At 73.4% G+C, this 16,017-nt stretch carries 13 protein-coding genes; 9 read left to right on the top strand and 4 right to left on the bottom strand.

Features of this window, described 5'->3' with window-relative positions:
• Positions 1-7: 7 nt before the first annotated feature.
• Positions 8-967 (bottom strand): ABC transporter substrate-binding protein, encoded by a 960-nt coding sequence (locus ABZT74_RS11585; RefSeq protein WP_356166587.1) that lies wholly within the window; start codon positions 965-967, stop codon positions 8-10.
• Between the two features lie 538 nt (positions 968-1,505).
• On the opposite strand from ABZT74_RS11585, the gene ABZT74_RS11580 reads away from it, so the two are divergent.
• The 4 genes from ABZT74_RS11580 to ABZT74_RS11565 all read left to right on the top strand — a co-directional run bounded on the left by ABZT74_RS11580 (position 1,506) and on the right by ABZT74_RS11565 (position 4,858).
• Positions 1,506-2,729, top strand: a complete 1,224-nt coding sequence (locus ABZT74_RS11580; RefSeq protein WP_355882718.1) for an NADP-dependent malic enzyme — start codon at positions 1,506-1,508, stop codon at positions 2,727-2,729.
• 209 nt (positions 2,730-2,938) lie between these two features.
• Positions 2,939-3,904, top strand: coding sequence for a zinc-binding dehydrogenase (locus tag ABZT74_RS11575; RefSeq protein WP_355882715.1), 966 nt, complete (start codon positions 2,939-2,941; stop codon positions 3,902-3,904).
• Positions 3,905-4,076: 172 nt separating this feature from the next.
• The gene (locus ABZT74_RS11570) at positions 4,077-4,286 is read left to right on the top strand and encodes an HTH domain-containing protein (protein ID WP_081219377.1); all 210 of its coding nucleotides are present in this window, start codon (positions 4,077-4,079) and stop codon (positions 4,284-4,286) included.
• Positions 4,286-4,858 (top strand): Clp protease N-terminal domain-containing protein, encoded by a 573-nt coding sequence (locus ABZT74_RS11565; RefSeq protein WP_356166590.1) that lies wholly within the window; start codon positions 4,286-4,288, stop codon positions 4,856-4,858. Before ABZT74_RS11570 ends, ABZT74_RS11565 begins: the two co-directional genes overlap by 1 nt.
• Before the next feature lie 522 nt (positions 4,859-5,380).
• Here the strand turns inward: ABZT74_RS11565 and ABZT74_RS11560 are convergent.
• Positions 5,381-6,463, bottom strand: a complete 1,083-nt coding sequence (locus tag ABZT74_RS11560) for a helix-turn-helix transcriptional regulator (protein ID WP_356434263.1) — start codon at positions 6,461-6,463, stop codon at positions 5,381-5,383.
• A gap of 1 nt (position 6,464) precedes the next feature.
• A complete protein-coding gene (locus tag ABZT74_RS11555) occupies positions 6,465-7,487 on the bottom strand; it encodes a DUF4097 family beta strand repeat-containing protein (RefSeq protein WP_356434260.1) in 1,023 nt (340 codons plus the stop codon).
• Between the two features lie 164 nt (positions 7,488-7,651).
• On the opposite strand from ABZT74_RS11555, the gene ABZT74_RS11550 reads away from it, so the two are divergent.
• Positions 7,652-8,491 carry a hypothetical protein gene (locus ABZT74_RS11550; RefSeq protein WP_356434257.1) on the top strand — a complete coding sequence of 280 codons (840 nt, stop codon included), beginning with the start codon at positions 7,652-7,654 and terminating at the stop codon, positions 8,489-8,491.
• A gap of 71 nt (positions 8,492-8,562) precedes the next feature.
• Here ABZT74_RS11550 and ABZT74_RS11545 read toward each other — a convergent pair whose 3' ends face one another.
• Positions 8,563-8,754, bottom strand: a complete 192-nt coding sequence (locus ABZT74_RS11545) for a DUF6104 family protein (protein ID WP_355882700.1) — start codon at positions 8,752-8,754, stop codon at positions 8,563-8,565.
• 162 nt (positions 8,755-8,916) lie between these two features.
• Here ABZT74_RS11545 and ABZT74_RS11540 point away from each other — a divergent pair, with 162 nt between their 5' ends.
• From ABZT74_RS11540 to ABZT74_RS11525, 4 genes are all read left to right on the top strand, one after another.
• Positions 8,917-9,363: a CU044_2847 family protein gene (locus tag ABZT74_RS11540; protein WP_356166600.1), complete on the top strand. Its 447-nt coding sequence runs from the start codon at positions 8,917-8,919 to the stop codon at positions 9,361-9,363.
• On the top strand, positions 9,360-11,486 hold the full coding sequence (locus ABZT74_RS11535; protein WP_356434254.1) for a trypsin-like peptidase domain-containing protein: 2,127 nt from the start codon (positions 9,360-9,362) through the stop codon (positions 11,484-11,486). Before ABZT74_RS11540 ends, ABZT74_RS11535 begins: the two co-directional genes overlap by 4 nt.
• A gap of 157 nt (positions 11,487-11,643) precedes the next feature.
• Positions 11,644-12,672, top strand: a complete 1,029-nt coding sequence (locus ABZT74_RS11530; RefSeq protein ID WP_356434251.1) for a MoxR family ATPase — start codon at positions 11,644-11,646, stop codon at positions 12,670-12,672.
• 7 nt (positions 12,673-12,679) lie between these two features.
• Positions 12,680-15,982 carry an SAV_2336 N-terminal domain-related protein gene (locus ABZT74_RS11525; protein WP_356434248.1) on the top strand — a complete coding sequence of 1,101 codons (3,303 nt, stop codon included), beginning with the start codon at positions 12,680-12,682 and terminating at the stop codon, positions 15,980-15,982.
• Positions 15,983-16,017 lie beyond the last annotated feature (35 nt).

Genomic DNA, 16,017 nt, shown 5'->3' with positions numbered 1-16,017 from the left:
CTCGGGCTTACTTGCCGCCGTTGACGGCGGACTGCTCGATCGCGCCGGACTGGGCGCCCCACTTCTCCAGCACCTTCTGGTACGAGCCGTCCTTGATGATCGCGTCGACGGCTTCCTTCAGGACGTCACGCAGCTCGGTGTTCTTCTTGTTGAGGACGATGCCGAAGGGGCCGGCGTCGTACTGCTTGTTGATGACCTGGAAGGCCTTGCCGCCGTCGGCCTTGTTGGCCAGGTCGACCGCCACCGGGTAGTCGTTGATGCCGGCGACCGCGCCGCCGGCCTTCACACGGGTCTGGGCCTCCGTGTCGTTCTCGAACGACTCGATGTTGATGGCCTTCTTGCCCGCGTCCTTACACTTCTTGGACTGGTCCTGGAGGGCCGTCTCGTAGGTGGTGCCACGCTGCACGGCGGCCGTCTGGCCGCACAGGTCCTCGATCCCCTTGATGCCCTTGGGGTTGCCCTTCTTCACGTAGATGGCCGTACCGGCCGTGAAGTAGTCCACGAAGTCGACGCCCTCGCCGAGCTTCTTGCCCTTGTCGTCCAGGCCTTCCTGGCGCTGCTTGTTGTCCGTGATGGACGACATCGCGATGTCGTAGCGGCCGGAGTTGACGGCCGTGATCAGGCCGTCGAAGGAGCCCGAGGTGAAGGTGAACTTCACACCGAGCTGCTTGGCCAGCGCGTCCGCCAGGTCGGGGTCGACGCCGACGATCTTGCCGCCCTCGGTGGACTCCATCGGGGCGTACTCGGCGTTCGTGCCGACCTTGATGACGCCCGCGTCCTGGATCTTCTTGGGCAGCTTGGAGAACAGCGGGGCGCTGTTGGACTTGGCGGACTCCGTGGAGCTGCCGCTCTTGTCCGTCTGGTCACCGCAGCCGGTGAGGATGAGAGCGCCGGCGACCGCGATCGCACCGGCCGCTGCTATCCGGGACTGCGCGGCGGTCGTACGACGGGTGGTGCGTGCGGTCATGAGGGTCCTCCGGCGGATGAGGGAGTAGCCGACAGGTCGACGAGATCACACACCTTCGTGTGTCGCGACCTCCTGTGATGACGGCATCTTGCCATTCGGACTACGGCATTCAGGGTGCCCGCTATGTCAAAATCGGATAACGGGTGACCCCCGAACCGCTACGGGCCGGTAGGACCTGACCGGATCTTGTGCGGGAATCTCTCCTTCCGACCGGAAGATCTTCGGCGCACTCCACCCTGCGGACGGCCGCTACTGCGCGCCCTGGGCCGAATGATCGCTTGTCCTGAATTGTCAACGGATCCAGGCATGAGTCATCTCACCGGCGTGTGATCTTGGCGTTATGGACTCGTCCGCGACACCGTGCGTCGGGTAAGAAGGTTCTTTACACCCCTCATCCGGGGCTCAGGGCGCGTGTGCGGCGCGCCCGTCGCGCAGCCGCCCGTACGCAACCACGGCGGCAGGGCCTGCGCGGTGCCCGCCCACCCCTCAACCAGGAGTGGTCACCCTCAGACACTGAAGACTTAAGGGGTAAAACAAAGTGGCAGCGGAGATCGTCAATCCTCGCAGCGACAGCAGTACGGATCAGGAAGACGGGGCGGAGCCCCTCGACTCCTTCGACCCTGCTTTCGCGCTGCACCGCGGCGGCAAGATGGCTGTGCAAGCCACCGTGCCGGTCCGCAACAAGGACGACCTGTCCCTGGCTTACACGCCCGGCGTCGCGAAGGTGTGCAGCGCGATCGCCGAGCAGCCGGAACTCGTCCACGACTACACGTGGAAGTCGTCCGTGGTCGCCGTCGTGACCGACGGAACGGCCGTGCTCGGGCTCGGTGACATCGGCCCCGAGGCCTCGCTCCCCGTCATGGAGGGCAAGGCCATCCTCTTCAAGCAGTTCGGCGGCGTCGACGCGGTCCCGATCGCGCTCGCCTGCACCGGTGTCGACGAGATCGTCGAGACCGTGGCCCGGCTCGCGCCCTCCTTCGGCGGAATCAACCTGGAGGACATCTCGGCGCCGCGGTGCTTCGAGATCGAGCGGAAGCTCCAGGAGCGCCTGGACATCCCCGTCTTCCACGACGACCAGCACGGAACCGCGATCGTCACGCTCGCGGCCCTGCGCAACGCCGCCCGGCTGACCGGACGCTCCATCGGATCGCTGCGCGCGGTGATCTCCGGTGCGGGCGCGGCCGGTGTGGCCATCGCCAAGTTCCTGCTGGAGGCGGGCATCGGCGATGTCGCGGTCGCCGACCGCAAGGGCATCGTGTCGCGGGACCGGGACGACCTCACGGACGTCAAGCGGGAACTCGCCGAGATCACCAACAGGGCCGGCCTCTCCGGTTCGCTGGAGGCCGCTCTCGCGGGCGCCGACGTCTTCATCGGCGTCTCCGGCGGTACGGTGCCGGAGCCGGCGATCGCCTCCATGGCGGAGGGCGCCTTCGTGTTCGCGATGGCCAACCCGAACCCCGAGGTGCATCCCGAGGTCGCCCACAAGTACGCGGCCGTCGTCGCGACCGGGCGGTCGGACTTCCCGAACCAGATCAACAACGTGCTGGCGTTCCCCGGCATCTTCGCAGGCGCTCTCCAGGTCCGGGCCTCCCGGATCACCGAGACCATGAAGATCGCCGCGGCCGAGGCGCTGGCCGCGGTCGTCGGTGACGACCTCGCCGCGGACTACGTCATTCCCTCGCCGTTCGACGAGCGGGTGGCGCCCGCGGTGACCGCCGCTGTGGCCGCCGCTGCCCGTGCGGAGGGTGTGGCCCGCCGCTGAGCACGCGTTCGCTGTGACCCCGCCGGGAGCTGTCTCCCGGCGGGGTCATTGTTTTTCGCCCCCTCCGCCCCTGCCCGTCCCGTAGCGGGGGCGCTGCCCCCGGACCCCCGCTCCTCGAACGCCGGTGATGCTGATTCCTCGCCTCCAGGGACGCGTGTCACAACGGGAGGCGGTTCCGCCGGGAGGGGGCGGAGCCTATCGTCGGGGCCATGTTCGCTGCCTATGCCGCCCGAATCGACCGTGACCAGCCGCTGAACGGCCTGGAGTTGGGGGAGCGTCCGGCTCCCGAACAAAGGCCCGGCTGGACCACCGTGAACGTACGGGCCGCCTCCCTCAACCATCACGACCTGTGGTCGCTGCGCGGAGTCGGTCTCGCCGAGGACAAACTCCCGATGATCCTCGGCTGTGACGCCGCCGGAGTCGACCAGGACGGCAACGAGGTCGTCCTGCACTCCGTCATCGGCCAGACCGGCCACGGGGTCGGCCCCACGGAACCCCGCTCCATCCTCACCGAGCGCTACCAGGGGACCTTCGCCGAGCAGGTCTCCGTACCGTCCTGGAACGTCCTGCCCAAGCCCCGCGAGCTCTCCTTCGAGCAGGCCGCCTGCCTGCCGACCGCCTGGCTGACGGCGTACCGCATGCTGTTCACCAACGCCGGGGTGCGGCCCGGCGACTCCGTGCTCGTGCAGGGTGCGGGCGGCGGGGTCGCCACCGCGGCGATCGTGCTCGGGAAGGCCGCCGGCCTGCGGATGTTCGCCACCAGCCGCGACGAGGCCAAGCGGAAGCGGGCGCTCGAACTCGGTGCCGTCGAGGCGCTGGAGTCCGGGGCGCGGCTGCCGCAGCGCGTGGACGCGGTCATCGAGACGGTCGGCGCGGCCACCTGGTCCCACTCGATCAAGTCGCTGCGTCCCGGCGGCACCGTCGTCATCACCGGCGCCACCAGCGGGGACAGGCCCTCGCACGCCGAGCTGACGCGCATCTTCTTCCTCGAACTCAAGGTCGTCGGCTCGACCATGGGCACGAAGGACGAGTTGGAGGACCTGCTGGCGTTCTGCGCCACGACCGGAGTACGGCCGGTCATCGACGAGGTGCTGCCGCTCGACCGGGCCCGCGAGGGGTTCGAGCGGCTGGAGGCCGGTGACCACTTCGGCAAGATCGTGCTGACGGGGAGCTGACCGGAAACCGGCGGCGGGAGCCGATGCGTGCGGCGGGTCCGGGTTCCGGGCCCGCCGTTTCGCGTGCCCGTGCCCGTGCTCGCGCCTGTTCTCGCGCCCGTGCGGGTGCCCTCACACCTGTCTGGCGTCAACGTTGGTTGACGAGGAGCTCTTGTCAATGTAAGTTGACATCATGACCGAAGCAACGGATCTTGCCGAGCGCGCGGGTGATCGCGATCCGCGGGTCGGGCTGCGGGCGGTCTCCGCGCTGCGGAGGCTGCTGGAGCAGTTGGAAGCGGTACAGGTGCGCAGTGCGCGCAATCAGGGCTGGTCGTGGCAGGAGATCGCCGCGGAACTCGGAGTGACCAGGCAGGCCGTGCACAAGAAGTACGGGAGGCAGTGATGTTCGAACGCTTCACCAAGGACGCGCGGGCCGTCGTCACGGGGGCGGTGTCGCACTCGGAGCGGGTGGGGGCCGCGACCGTGGAGGAGGAGCACCTGCTCCTCGCTCTCCTCGACCGCGAGGGCAGCCGGGGTTCCTTCGCCCTCGGGTCGCTGAGGTCGGCCGGCCCGCGGGAGTCGCTGGAACGGGACCTCGCCGAGGCCCGCCGCCGGGGCGGGCTGTCCCGTGCCGACGCGGATGCCCTCTCCGGGCTCGGCATCGATCTGTCGGAGATCGTCGCCCGGATCGAGGAGGCGCACGGCGAAGGGGCGTTGGAGAGAGGCGGGCGGGGTGCGAGCGGCCGCCGCGCCGGGCGACGGCCCTTCGGGCAGAGCGCCAAGGACGTCCTGACCCGGTCCCTGCGTGTCGCCGTGGCCCGCCGGGACCGCCACATCGGAGACGAACACCTGCTCCTGGCCATCACCCTGCAAGGCGGCCTGGCGTCCGAGGTCCTCGCCGACCACGGCGTCACCCACGCCTCGGTGACCCGCCTGCTCTACGGAGAGGGGGGCGGGGTGGCGGAGGCGGGGTGAAGGGAACCGGGGGAGTGGGGGAGGGTGAGCCGGCGGTCGGCCGGGGCGCTGTGTGCGTCCAGCCGGCCCCGGTCCGGCCGGCCGGTCCGGCCGAGTGACATCCGTCCGTGCCGGTGCGGCGACTCCGGCACGGTTCCCGGCGCCGGCTCGGGCGTTCGGACCGGGGCCATGCCCTGCTCGTCCCCGAGGAGGTGCCGGGGACTGCCTGGCGCCGAGGGGTACGCAGGCCGAACCCGACCCCTCGACTCGGGCTCCGGCGTCGCGAGTGGGTACCGTCCCGGCGTTGCTGGTGGATACGGGCTGATCGGATCGGGCACCGGTGTCCCCGGTGGTCCGGCTCGCGGGCTTGCGGTCCGGCGTCCCCGGTCGGTCGGCGGCGCGCCGGTCGGCCTGTGACCCCGGGCGGTCGCCGGCCGTTCCGCTCGCGCCCCCGGTCGGGCCTGGCCCGGTCTGGCTGAGGGGCCTGTCGGCGGCCAGGGGGCCGGCGGAGGGGCCGGGATCGCGGCCGACCCGTCCGGTCGGCTACACCCGCTTGTTTCTCAGGGTTGATGCGATGTGCGCCGCCGCTGCCGACAAGTGGCTCCGGACGTCGCTGAGTTGGGCTTCCGTCACGCCGTGGTCGCGGGACGCGTCGCGGATGTCGTCGCGGAAGCGGTCGAGGAGGCGGTCCAGATCGCGGGCCGGGTTGCCCGTGGAGTCCTCGTGGGCCCAGGAGGGTTCGTACTCCGCGGGGAAGTCCTCCGGGGTGGCCGTGTACTCCGGCTCGGCGGGGGCGCCGGTCGGGGTGCGGCCGAAGCCGAAGTCCTTGCCGAAGTCCTTTCCCAGGTCCTTGCCGAAGTTCTTTCCGAAGTCGCCGAACTCCTTGGCCAGTTCGGTCAGTCCCTCGCGGACGCCCGTCGGCCAGTCGCCCCGCGCGAAGTGGTCCTGGACCTGGTCCTGGACGCGCTTGGCCATGCGCTGCATCTCCTCCTGCGCCTGGGCGCGGGCCCGCTCCTGGGCCTCCTTGGCCTGGCGGCGGGCACGCTGGGCCTCGTCGCGGGCGCGGCGGCTCTCGTCCTTCGCGCGGCGGGCCTGCTCCTTCCACTCCTGGCGGACGCGCCGCATCTCCTCCTTGGCCGCCCGCCAGGACTCCCTGTCCTGGAAGTCGTCGATGCCGCCGGAGCCACCCGCCGCGGAGTCGTGACGATCGGCGCCGGCCGCGCCCTTGGCGCCGCCGCGTCGAGCCTCCGTGGCCGCGGCCCGCATCTCGCGTCGCAGGTCACCGGCCGCGCCCCGCACGTCGGCGCGGATCTCCGCCGCCAGCTCCGCGACGGACTCGCGGATCTCCAGTTCGAGGTCGGCCAGCTCGCCGCTGCGGTCGGCCAGTTCGGCGCGGCCCGCGTCGGTGATCGCGTACACCTTGCGGCCGCCCTCGGAGGTGTGCGTGACGAGCCCCTCGGCCTCCAGCTTGGCGAGCCGGGGATAGACGGTGCCCGCCGAGGGTGCGTACAGCCCCTGGAAACGCTCCTCCAGGAGCCGGATCACCTCGTACCCGTGGCGCGGCGCCTCCTCCAGGAGCTTGAGGAGGTACAGACGCAGTCGGCCGTGGGCGAAGACGGGAGCCATCTCAGAGCACCTTCTTGTCGGTCGGGGTGTCGGCCGGGCGGCCTCCGCCGGAACCGTCGCTCGCGGTGGCGTCGTCCGGTCCGGCCGTCTCGGGGCCGTCCGTGCCCTTCGTCAGGTCCGCGGCCTGCGGAATGCCCGTGGCCTCGGGAGCGCTCGGGGTGTCCGTGGGCTTCGGGGGGTCCGTCGCCTTCGGGGTGTCCTCGAAGGGTTCCTCCTCCGCCGGGGGCCGGCGCAGCAGGGCGATGGAGCCCGAGACGGTCACCGCCTTCAGCCGGCCGTTGCCCGCGCCGAGCCGGCCGGTGATCTTCTTGGCGCCCCACTGGCCGCCGACGCGGAGGTCCTCGAAGGCGCTGGAGACGGTACCGCTCGCGGTGTTGGCCTCCACCTCCGCGTCCGCCGGGTGCGGGAGCCGTATGGCGATCTCGCCCGAGACGTTCGACAACTGGACGTCCGTCGGGGCGCCCGCGGCGTCGAGGTCGACGATCATCGAGCCGCTCACCGACTCGGCCCGCACGGAGGAGCCGGAGCCCTCGACGACGGTCAGGTCGCCGGAGACGGAGTTGAAGCGCAGGTCGCCCGTGACGGCCTGGGCCTCCAGGTTTCCGGAGACGGTGGTGACGTGGGTCGGGCCGGCGACGCGCACGAGGGTCGTGTCACCGCTGACGCCTTTCACCTCGACCTGTCCGTCCACCCCGGAGACCACGGCGGCGGCGCCCACCACGCCCACCTCGACGCGGGTGCCGGCCGGAACGGCCAGCGAGACCACCGCCGAGCGGCGCCAGCCCTTGGTGTCGAACCACTTGAGGAAGCCCTTCCAGGGCAGATCCTCATAGGCCACGGTGAGCGTGCCGTCCTTGTGGGCGACCTGGAGCGGGGGCCCCTCCAGTTCGGACACTTCCAGGCGGGCGGAACCCTCGTCGGTCCCCACGACGTTCACTGTTCCGTTGACGACGCGCACGCGCAGCGTCGTCACCGGGTCGTCGAAGGAGAGCTTCTTCGGCTCTGCCACGGACCACTCGGACATGGTGCAGACCTCCTCGACCGGGCCGGACCCGCTCGCGGGCCCGAACTCGACGCGCCATATCGCGTCTAGCGCTATTCACGATATATCGCGGATACGGAAAGTCAAGACACCCGTTCCGGTGGCATCGCAGCGCTGAAGTGGGCAAATCGCCCTAAAGTGGCACCATGTCGACTGCCTCCGGCACGCCATGGGACGACCGTCCGGCCCGTGCCCCTGGCGCGCTCCTGCTCTGCCGGGCCCGCCCCGAGGCCGTCGCCCCGGCGGCCACGCTGCTGCGCGAGCGGATGGTGCTCGCCGGAGCGGGCGCCGAGTGGAGCCTGCTGGTTCCCGAGGGAAAACCCTGGCAGGACGGGGCGGAACCCGTCGACCGTGTGCTCACCGGCTGGGCCACGGCCCTGGCCGTCGGCGCCCTCTGGCCCGTCCTCGCCCTGTGGTGGGACACCGACCGCAGCGGCTTCACCCTGGCGTCCGGTTTCCGCCGGCCCGTGGGCTACGAATGGCTCGCCGACGGCACCCCGGTCGGTGAGGACGAGGCGATGCGCACCTTCGCGGCGCGCCTCGGGCTCGACCCCGTGCTCGACGTACAGGCTCTGGAGCCGCTGACCCGGTCCGATCCGGAGGCCGACGCCCCGGCACGCGTGCGGGGACTGCTCGCCGTCCTCACGCGCGCGGGGCTGCTGCTCCCGGCCGGTCTCGCCCCCGGGGAGCCCGCCGACCGGCTCCGTGGCGCGGCCCGGATCCTGCCCGACGCGGAACAGGTCGAGTGGGCCGGCTGGCGCGGCGCCGTCGGAGCCGAACTCGACGTCGTGGAGGGCGGCGCGCTCGGGCCCTGGCTGCGCGGCCCGCGAGCCCGTGCGCTCGCCGTCGCCCAGTTGGCGCTGGGCCTCCCGCTCACCGCCTGGGGACTACGGCACCGCGGCGGCGGCTGGATCGTCGCGGGCTCGGTCCTGACGGCCCGCGGCGCCCTCGGCCTCGCGTACGACCGTCTGCGCGCCCGCTCCTGAGCGCTTCCTCGCGAGGGGCGACCCGGACGGGCAGGGGCCGGCAGGCGCGAGAGGGCGGGTGCGGCGAGGGGCTACTCCTCGTCCCCGTCGTCGTCCTCGTCGTCCAGCCGGGCCAGCCACGTCGCCAGCCGCTCCACCGGGACCTCGAAGTCCGGGTTGAGGTCGACGAACGTACGCAGCTGCTCGGCGAGCCACTCGAAGGTGACCTCTTCCTCGCCGCGCCGCTTCTCAAGTTCCTCGATGCCGCGGTCGGTGAAGTACATGGATGGTGCTCCGTCGGTGCAGGGGAAGTGGAACGCTGGGACGCGCTGGGAAAAGGATAGGCGGGCCGCTGTGCCCGTGAAGGGCCTCTGTCGTGTGCGGGGACCTGGGGCTAGCCTGCGAGGTCGGCGGTACCACGGGGGCGTGGGGGAACGGGGGATGCCATGGGTGACGCAGTGACCCGGATCGCACGGATCGAGATGCCGGACGGGACACCGGTGTGGGCCCGGATCTCGGGCGCCGACGAGCTGGAGGAGCAGTCCGGCGAGCTGTCCCTGTCGGACGTCGGCTTCGGTGAACGGGTCGAGGCCCAGGTCGAGAGCCTGCATTCGGTCATCACCAGTGTCGCGCGCTCGCTCGCGGCGCCGCTGCGCGCCGTGCGGCCCGACGAGGTGAGCGTCGAGTTCGGCATCGAGCTGACCGCGAAGGCCGGCAAGGTGGTCGGCCTGCTCGCGGACGGCGAGGCCAAGGCGGGCATCACCGTGACGCTCACCTGGAACGGAGGCCCGCCGGACCTGGACGACACCACGGCCCTCCCGCACGCGGGCGCGTCTCCCGGCGCCCCGGCGCACGGCGGCGCCGACGACGCCCCCGGCGGGGGCGGAGCATGAAGGACGGGCACGCCCCGGGAGCACCGGGCGGCCCGGGCAACGGCCACCGTGCGCTGCACGACCTCGTCATGGCGGCCACCGTACGCATCCATCGAGCGGGTGCCGGGTATGCCCTGGACGAACCCGGCACGTTCCTCGGGAGCGGCTTCTTCATCGCTCCGAACTGGGTTCTGACCTGCGCGCACGTGGTCCGGAGCGGCGAGGGGGACGAGGTGACCGTGGTGTACGAGACAGGGCCGGGCCGGGGCACGTCCGCCGTCGCGGGAGTGGTGGCGACAGCACTCCCGGATCACGTCCGCCTCCCCGCGCGCGGCACCTGGCCCTCGCCCGACCTCGCCCTGGTGCGGCTGAGCGAACCCGTGGACCACGACTGCGCCTACGTCACCGAGCGCCCGGCGGCCTACTACGAGGAGGCCGTCGTCCTCTACTCCGGCTGGTCCGTGGTCGGCGGGGAGCTGCGCCGGCTGAGCGGTACCTGCACGGTGCAGGGCACCCTCGGCGGCTGGTCCGACGACGAGCAGATCCGGCTGGGCGGCGACGTGCTGCCGCCCGGCGTGTCGGGCGGTCCCGTCGTCGATCCCGTACGCGGAGAGGTCGTCGGCGTCCTCAAGTCGCGCGCGGACCGCGGACTCGGAGGCACCTGCACCGGGGTCGAGCAGTTACGGTCCCTGCCGGTGCCCGCCGAGGAGCCGCGTGCCGAGCACGACGACAGCTACCAGGCCGTCTTCCACGCCCACGACCGCTACCACCGGGACCGGCAGCGCCATCCCGACACCGACCGCAGCACCTGGGCCGACGTGCAGAACCAGCTCGGCGCCCGCCCCGGCCGGGCGCTGAGCCCCGAGGAGCGGACCCAGCTGCTCGGCCGGCTCGCCGACCTGCCGCCGCCGGTCAGCACCCGCGCCCTCCTCGGTCTGCTCGAATCCCTCCTCGGTGACCAGACCGCGATCCCGCACCCGGCGCCGCGAGGCTGGCGCGACGGACTCGGCGCGCTGTACGAGAGCTCCCGCCAGGACGCCGCCCTGGACCTCGTCCTCGACTACGCGATGCGGGCCATGTCCGCCGAGCGGCCCTTCGTCACCCCGGGAACCCAGGCCGCCGAGCGGGCCCTGTGGGAATGGGTGCGGCAGACCGCCGAGGGCCGCCCCGGCCCCGGCTACCGGCGCCGCCTGGGCCAACAGTGGATCGAGCGGCTCCAGTTGCCGCCGCGCGGCCCGTCGGCTGGGGCAGGGGCGGCGCGCGCACCCGCGCGGAGCGCCGACCGTGCGCCCCGGCTGTTCGTCCTGCTCGAACTGGAGCAGCTCGGCTGGGAGCCGGGCCGCTGCGACTGGCACGTGGCGGTCGGCCGGCCGACCGGCGAGGTGGTGCGGCTGCGCGACGGCGAACGCACCGTGCTGGAGGATCTGCCGGCCGTCCTCGCGCCGGCCCTCGCGGAGGCCTTCCGCCAGTGCGACGAGCCCGGGCGGCCCGCCGACCTCCAGGTCGCACTGCCCCATCTGCTGCTCGGACTCGACGTCGACGCCTGGCAGTTGGGCGCCGACGAACCGCCGCTCGGCGCGTACCGCCCCGTCGTCGTGCGCTGCGCCGACCGGGAACAGCTGCCCGACCCCGGCGACGGGAGCGGACTCCCGGACGGGAAGGAGGAGCCGCTGCCCGAGGAGGAGCGGGACGTGCGGGAGGCGCGCTGGAAGTGGATCCACACGCACGGCGCCCAGGCCGAGGTCCTCGACTGCGAGGACGGGCTGCGGGTGCCCGTCCCCGCCGCGGAATCGCTGCGCGGGCTGCCGCACCGGACCGTCCCGGTGCTCTGCCGGTACGGCGACCACCGCTTCGAGGACGACCGGGTGGCGCTCGTGCGGATCGTGCACGGCGGCTACGGCGTGGCCCTGTGGCGGCGCTGGCGCGGGCAGGCCGACGCGGTCTGCGGCGAGTTCCACCGCAGAGCCGGCGACACGGTCGCCGGCGCGGGCGGCGCGGACCGGCTCCCCGAGCTGGTGCACGCCCTGCGTGCCGGGCTGCGCGCGGGTAAACCGGAGACCTACTGGGCCGACGGGATCGCCCTCTTCTACGACGACCCCCGCCGGCCCCTGCCCGGCACCGGAGACCTGCTGGAGGCGCCGTGACCGCACGGGCCGGGGCACGGTCCCGCGATGCGCCGGGCGAGCCCAAGTGGGCTGCCGTGAGCCCGCCTTGGGACCTTACGGGGCCTCCCGAGGGTCGATACGGTGATGCAGACTCCGACGGCTGCCGTGGTGGACGAGTGACGACGAGGACTGGGCAATGACCGAATCCAGTGAGTGGCTCATCTACCGGGGTGCCGGCGAACCCCACGACGGCCTGGACCGCCTTCCGGCCCCGCCGCCGTGGCGCGACTTCGCGAGCCGGGACGCGGCCGGAGCCGGCGCCGACGGCTCCGAGGACCGCAGGCTGGGCGCGCACCGGCATCTGGCCGAACTGCACCGGCCCGGCGCCGAGGAGCTGGAGATGATCAACGCGGCGCTGTACCTGCGCCGTCCGCTGCTCGTCACCGGCAGCCCCGGCGCGGGCAAGAGCACTCTCGCGCACTCGGTGGCGTACGAACTCGGCCTGGGCAACGTGCTGCGCTGGCCCATCGTCAGCCGGTCCACACTCCAGGACGGGCTGTACCACTACGACGCCATCGCCCGGCTCCAGGACGTGCAGATCGCCGCCCCCCAGGGCGCCGGCCCGGCCACGCCCGGCGCCCCCGGTTCCGTCGAGGGCATCGGCAGCTACATCCGGCTCGGCCCGCTCGGCACCGCGCTGCTCCCGTCCGACACCCCGCGCGTGCTGCTCATCGACGAACTCGACAAGAGCGACATCGACCTGCCCAACGACCTCCTGAACGTCCTGGAGGAGGGCGAGTTCGCGATCCCCGAGCTGGAGCGTGTCGCCGACCGGCTGCCCGGCGGCGAGGCCGAGGTGCTCACCGCCGACGGCAGCAAGGCGCGGGTCCGTGACGGGCGGGTGCGCTGCCGCGCCTTCCCCTTCGTGGTCCTCACCAGCAATGGCGAGCGCGACTTCCCGGCCCCGCTGATGCGCCGCTGCATCCACCTCGAACTCGGCCGCCCGGACCACAAGCGGCTCGCCACCTTCGTCCGCGCCCACCTGGGTGACGAGGCCGCGCGCGTCGGGGACGATCTCATCACGCACTTCCTGGAGCGCTCGCGCAGCGAACTCGTCGCCGCCGACCAGCTCCTGAACGCCATCTATCTCACGGACGCGGCCGCCCCGCCCAGCCGCGACCGGCTCGCCGACCTGCTCATCCAGCGACTCGACCGCCCGAGGTGACGCGCTGATGCCCGGCGGCGACCCGATCGCCGAACTCATCGCCCGGATGCGGCAGATCGGGCTCGATCCCGACGCCGGACAACTGGCCGACGCGCTGTGGCTGGCGCGCTGGTCCCGTCCGACGGACGCCGTGGAGAGCGGGCGGGGGAGTGCGCCGCCGGACGGAGCGGTCACGCCGGGCGGCGATCCGCTTCCCGTACGGCCCGATCCGCGCGACACCGACCGCCCGCCGCCCGGCGACGGGACCGCGCCGCCCCGGCAGGACGCCCGCACGGACCGGCGCGTCGCGCTGTACCCGGTTCCGCGGGACGGCGCGCCCCGCGGACCCGTGCGGGGCCGTGCGGCGGAGCTGCCGGTCGGCGTACCGGCAGCGCCCGCGTTCCCCTCTCCGCTCGAACTCCAGCGCGCCTTGCGCCCGTTGCAGGGCTACCGGACCGCGGCGCCGCCGCTGCGCACCGCCCTCGACGAGACGGCGACCGCCGAACTCAGCGCCCGCGCGGGCGGGTTGGTCCTTCCGGTGTTCCGTGGTGTCACCCGCGCCGACGCGGCTCTCCAACTGGTCATGGACGCCTCCTCGTCCATGCGTGTCTGGGACCGCATGTTCACCGAACTGGAGCAGGTCTTCGGCCAGTTGGGCGCCTTCTGGGGCATCGAGGTCAGCCATCTGCACCAGGGGCCCGACGGCGAGCCCGCGGTCAGCCGCAGTCCCGAACCCGGCGCCGCCCCGCTGCACTCCGCCGACCGGCTCAGCGACCCCACCGGCCGCCGGGTCACCCTCCTCGTCAGTGACTGCGCGGGTCCCCTGTGGCACAGCGGCCGCGCCCACCGGCTGCTCCACCACCTGTCCCGGCTCGGCCCCGTCGCGGTGCTCCAGCCGCTGCCGCAGCGCATGTGGAACCGCACCCGGCTCCCGGTCTCCTACGGCCGCCTGACGCGCGGTGAAGCCCTCGCGGGTGCCGCCACGCTGAAGGTCCGGCTGCCCGCAGGAACGCCGCCGGAGGCACGCGCGGGCGCCCTCCCGGTGCCGGTCCTGCCCCCCGAGCCCACCGCCCTCGGTGCCTGGGCGCGGCTGCTGTCCGGGGCCGGGGCGGGACCCGTCGCCGGCGCGGTCGGATGGGTCCTTCACGACCACGGCCCGGCCCAGGGACCCCGCGCCGGGCGGCGGCTGTCCGGACTGGAACTGGTCAGCCGGTTCCGGTCCAACGCCTCCAAGGCCGCCGGGCGGCTCGCCGGATACCTCGCGGCGGCCCCTCTCAGCCTCCCCGTGATGCAGCTCGTCCAGCGCACCATGCTCCCCGACTCCGGGCCCTCAGAACTGGCGGAGGTCCTGCTCAGCGGACTGGTCTCGCGCGCCAAGACCGAGGACCACGGCGACGACGGCGCCCAGTGGTACGAGTTCGCCCCCGGCGTGCAGGAGGCCCTGCTGTCACCCCTGGGCCGCGACGAGGCCATGCTCGTCCTCAAGCACTGCTCCGAGTACATCGAGCACCGCTTCGGCAGGGGCGGCCCCAACTTCCCCGCCCTGGCGCTCGCCCAGCTCGGCGACGGCGGCTCCGGACGGCCGTACCCGCCCGGCACCGGATACGCGGGCGAGAACGGCGACAACGGCGGCGCCACCCTCGTACCGCAGCCCTTCGCCGAGGTCGCCGCCCGGGTGCTGGAGCGCTTCATGCCGCTGCCCGAACAGTTCGCGCTGTACGGCGGGCGCGGCCGCGACGACGTGCCCGGCGGCCGGCCCACCCACGCCGCGGTGATCCGGGCCCGCACCCTGGCCGGCCAGTTCGACAGCGACGGCATGGTGCAGGACCTCATCGACGCCGTCCAACTGCTGCGCGGCGCGACCGAACACGAACGGCCCGCGGGCGCCGACCCGGAGCTCTGGGCGGAGTACGCCACCTGCGTGCTGCGGCTGTGGGAGGTACAGGGCGGCGCCGACCTGCTGCGCGAGGCGGAGGCCGCCGCCGAACGGGCCGTCGCGCACCCCCGGGCCCTGCGCGAACGCGCCGCCCTCGCCCGGGTACTGCACGCCGCCGCCACCGACCGCAGGCGGCGCGGCGACCGGCGCGGCGCGCTCGACCTGCTGCGGCGCGCCGACCGCGAGTACGCGGTGGCCTGCGCCGCGCCCGGCCTGGAGGACACCGAGGCCCTGCGGCTCACCCTGGAGCGGGTCCGCGCCCTGGAGGCCCAGTGGCGCCTCGGCGGCGACAGCGCCCTTCTGCAGGGCGCGGTCGGCATGCTGGAGGCGTTCGCCGACGCCTGGCCCGACGAGCAGCCCCGCCCGTCCGAACTGCCGCTCGCCCACGGCCGCGTGCTGCTCCGCCTCTCCGGCGCCACGGCCGACCACGAACAGTCCAGGCTCTACGCGGAACAGGGCGCCCACTCCCTGCGCGCCGCCCTCGAACCCGGCCCCGCGAGCGCGACCGGCGTGGCCGCCGAGACCGCGCGCGTCCGGATCCTCCTCGACCTCGTCGACGCGGTCCTGCGGTCCGGCGGCCCTCTCGACGACGCCCGTGCCCACGTCGAGGAGGCGCTCGGCCTGACCCGCGACCAGGGACTGCGCGCCGCCCTGCAGGTGCGGGCCGGCCGCGTCCACGTGGCCCGGTACGCCGAGAGCGGCGACCCCCGTGAACTCCAGGACGCCGCCGACCGGTTCCAGCAGGCGTCCCGCGGAGTGCCCCGGGACGCCCCCGCGCACGCGGACGTCCTGGCCGAGTGGGGCGAGGCCCTGCTGCACCGCGCGGTCCTGGACCGCGGAGCCGAATCGCTGTCCCGGGCCATCCGGGTGCTGCGCGACTGCCGCGCCGAGACCCCGGCGGGCAGCCGCGATCTCGCCCACCGCCTGCTGCTGCTCGGCCGCGCGCTGATGCTGCGCTACCGCGCCCGCGGCGACCGGGTCGACCTGCGGGAGGCCGAGCACCTTCTCGGGCTCGCGGCGCTGGAGGAGGGCCCGCCGCTGACCACCGCGCGCTGCTGGCTCGAACTCGGGCAGGCGCAGTTCGAGGCGTACCAGAGCCTCGGCCGCAAGGCCCGTCTCGACGAGGCCATCGACGCCTTCCGGGCCGCCGCCGAGACGGCGCACGACGCCGAGGGCGAGGCGGAGACGGACCGTGAGCGCCAGGAGGCCGTGGAACTGGGGGCGCGGGCGCAGCACTGGCGGGGTATGTCCTACGAGGCGGCGGCACGGCCGCGGGCCGCCCGGGAGGCCTACCGGGCCGCACGGACCGAGTGGTCCAGGCTCCCGGAGGGCGCCCTCGGCACGGGCGAGCCGACGGCCCGGCAGACGGCGCAACGGCTGGCCGAGCTGGAGTGAGCGAAGGTGCCCGCCGGCGTTCGCCGGTGCGGCGA

The organism is Streptomyces sp. NPDC005302, assembly GCF_040607345.1.
Taxonomy (GTDB): domain Bacteria; phylum Actinomycetota; class Actinomycetes; order Streptomycetales; family Streptomycetaceae; genus Streptomyces.
Note: the sequence above shows the minus strand (reverse complement) of the source record. Positions and strands in the feature narration are given on the sequence as shown.

What these genes read in the sequence shown, in the direction of transcription:
- ABZT74_RS11570 (WP_081219377.1), top strand. Translation starts at nt 4,077, where the DNA reads ATGACCGAAGCAACGGATCTTGCCGAGCGCGCGGGTGATCGCGATCCG.
- ABZT74_RS11575 (WP_355882715.1), top strand. Translation starts at nt 2,939, where the DNA reads ATGTTCGCTGCCTATGCCGCCCGAATCGACCGTGACCAGCCGCTGAAC.
- ABZT74_RS11525 (WP_356434248.1), top strand. Translation starts at nt 12,680, where the DNA reads ATGCCCGGCGGCGACCCGATCGCCGAACTCATCGCCCGGATGCGGCAG.
- ABZT74_RS11530 (WP_356434251.1), top strand. Translation starts at nt 11,644, where the DNA reads ATGACCGAATCCAGTGAGTGGCTCATCTACCGGGGTGCCGGCGAACCC.
- ABZT74_RS11545 (WP_355882700.1), bottom strand. Translation starts at nt 8,754, where the DNA reads ATGTACTTCACCGACCGCGGCATCGAGGAACTTGAGAAGCGGCGCGGC.
- ABZT74_RS11555 (WP_356434260.1), bottom strand. Translation starts at nt 7,487, where the DNA reads ATGTCCGAGTGGTCCGTGGCAGAGCCGAAGAAGCTCTCCTTCGACGAC.
- ABZT74_RS11560 (WP_356434263.1), bottom strand. Translation starts at nt 6,463, where the DNA reads ATGGCTCCCGTCTTCGCCCACGGCCGACTGCGTCTGTACCTCCTCAAG.
- ABZT74_RS11550 (WP_356434257.1), top strand. Translation starts at nt 7,652, where the DNA reads ATGTCGACTGCCTCCGGCACGCCATGGGACGACCGTCCGGCCCGTGCC.
- ABZT74_RS11535 (WP_356434254.1), top strand. Translation starts at nt 9,360, where the DNA reads ATGAAGGACGGGCACGCCCCGGGAGCACCGGGCGGCCCGGGCAACGGC.
- ABZT74_RS11565 (WP_356166590.1), top strand. Translation starts at nt 4,286, where the DNA reads ATGTTCGAACGCTTCACCAAGGACGCGCGGGCCGTCGTCACGGGGGCG.
- ABZT74_RS11585 (WP_356166587.1), bottom strand. Translation starts at nt 967, where the DNA reads ATGACCGCACGCACCACCCGTCGTACGACCGCCGCGCAGTCCCGGATA.
- ABZT74_RS11540 (WP_356166600.1), top strand. Translation starts at nt 8,917, where the DNA reads ATGGGTGACGCAGTGACCCGGATCGCACGGATCGAGATGCCGGACGGG.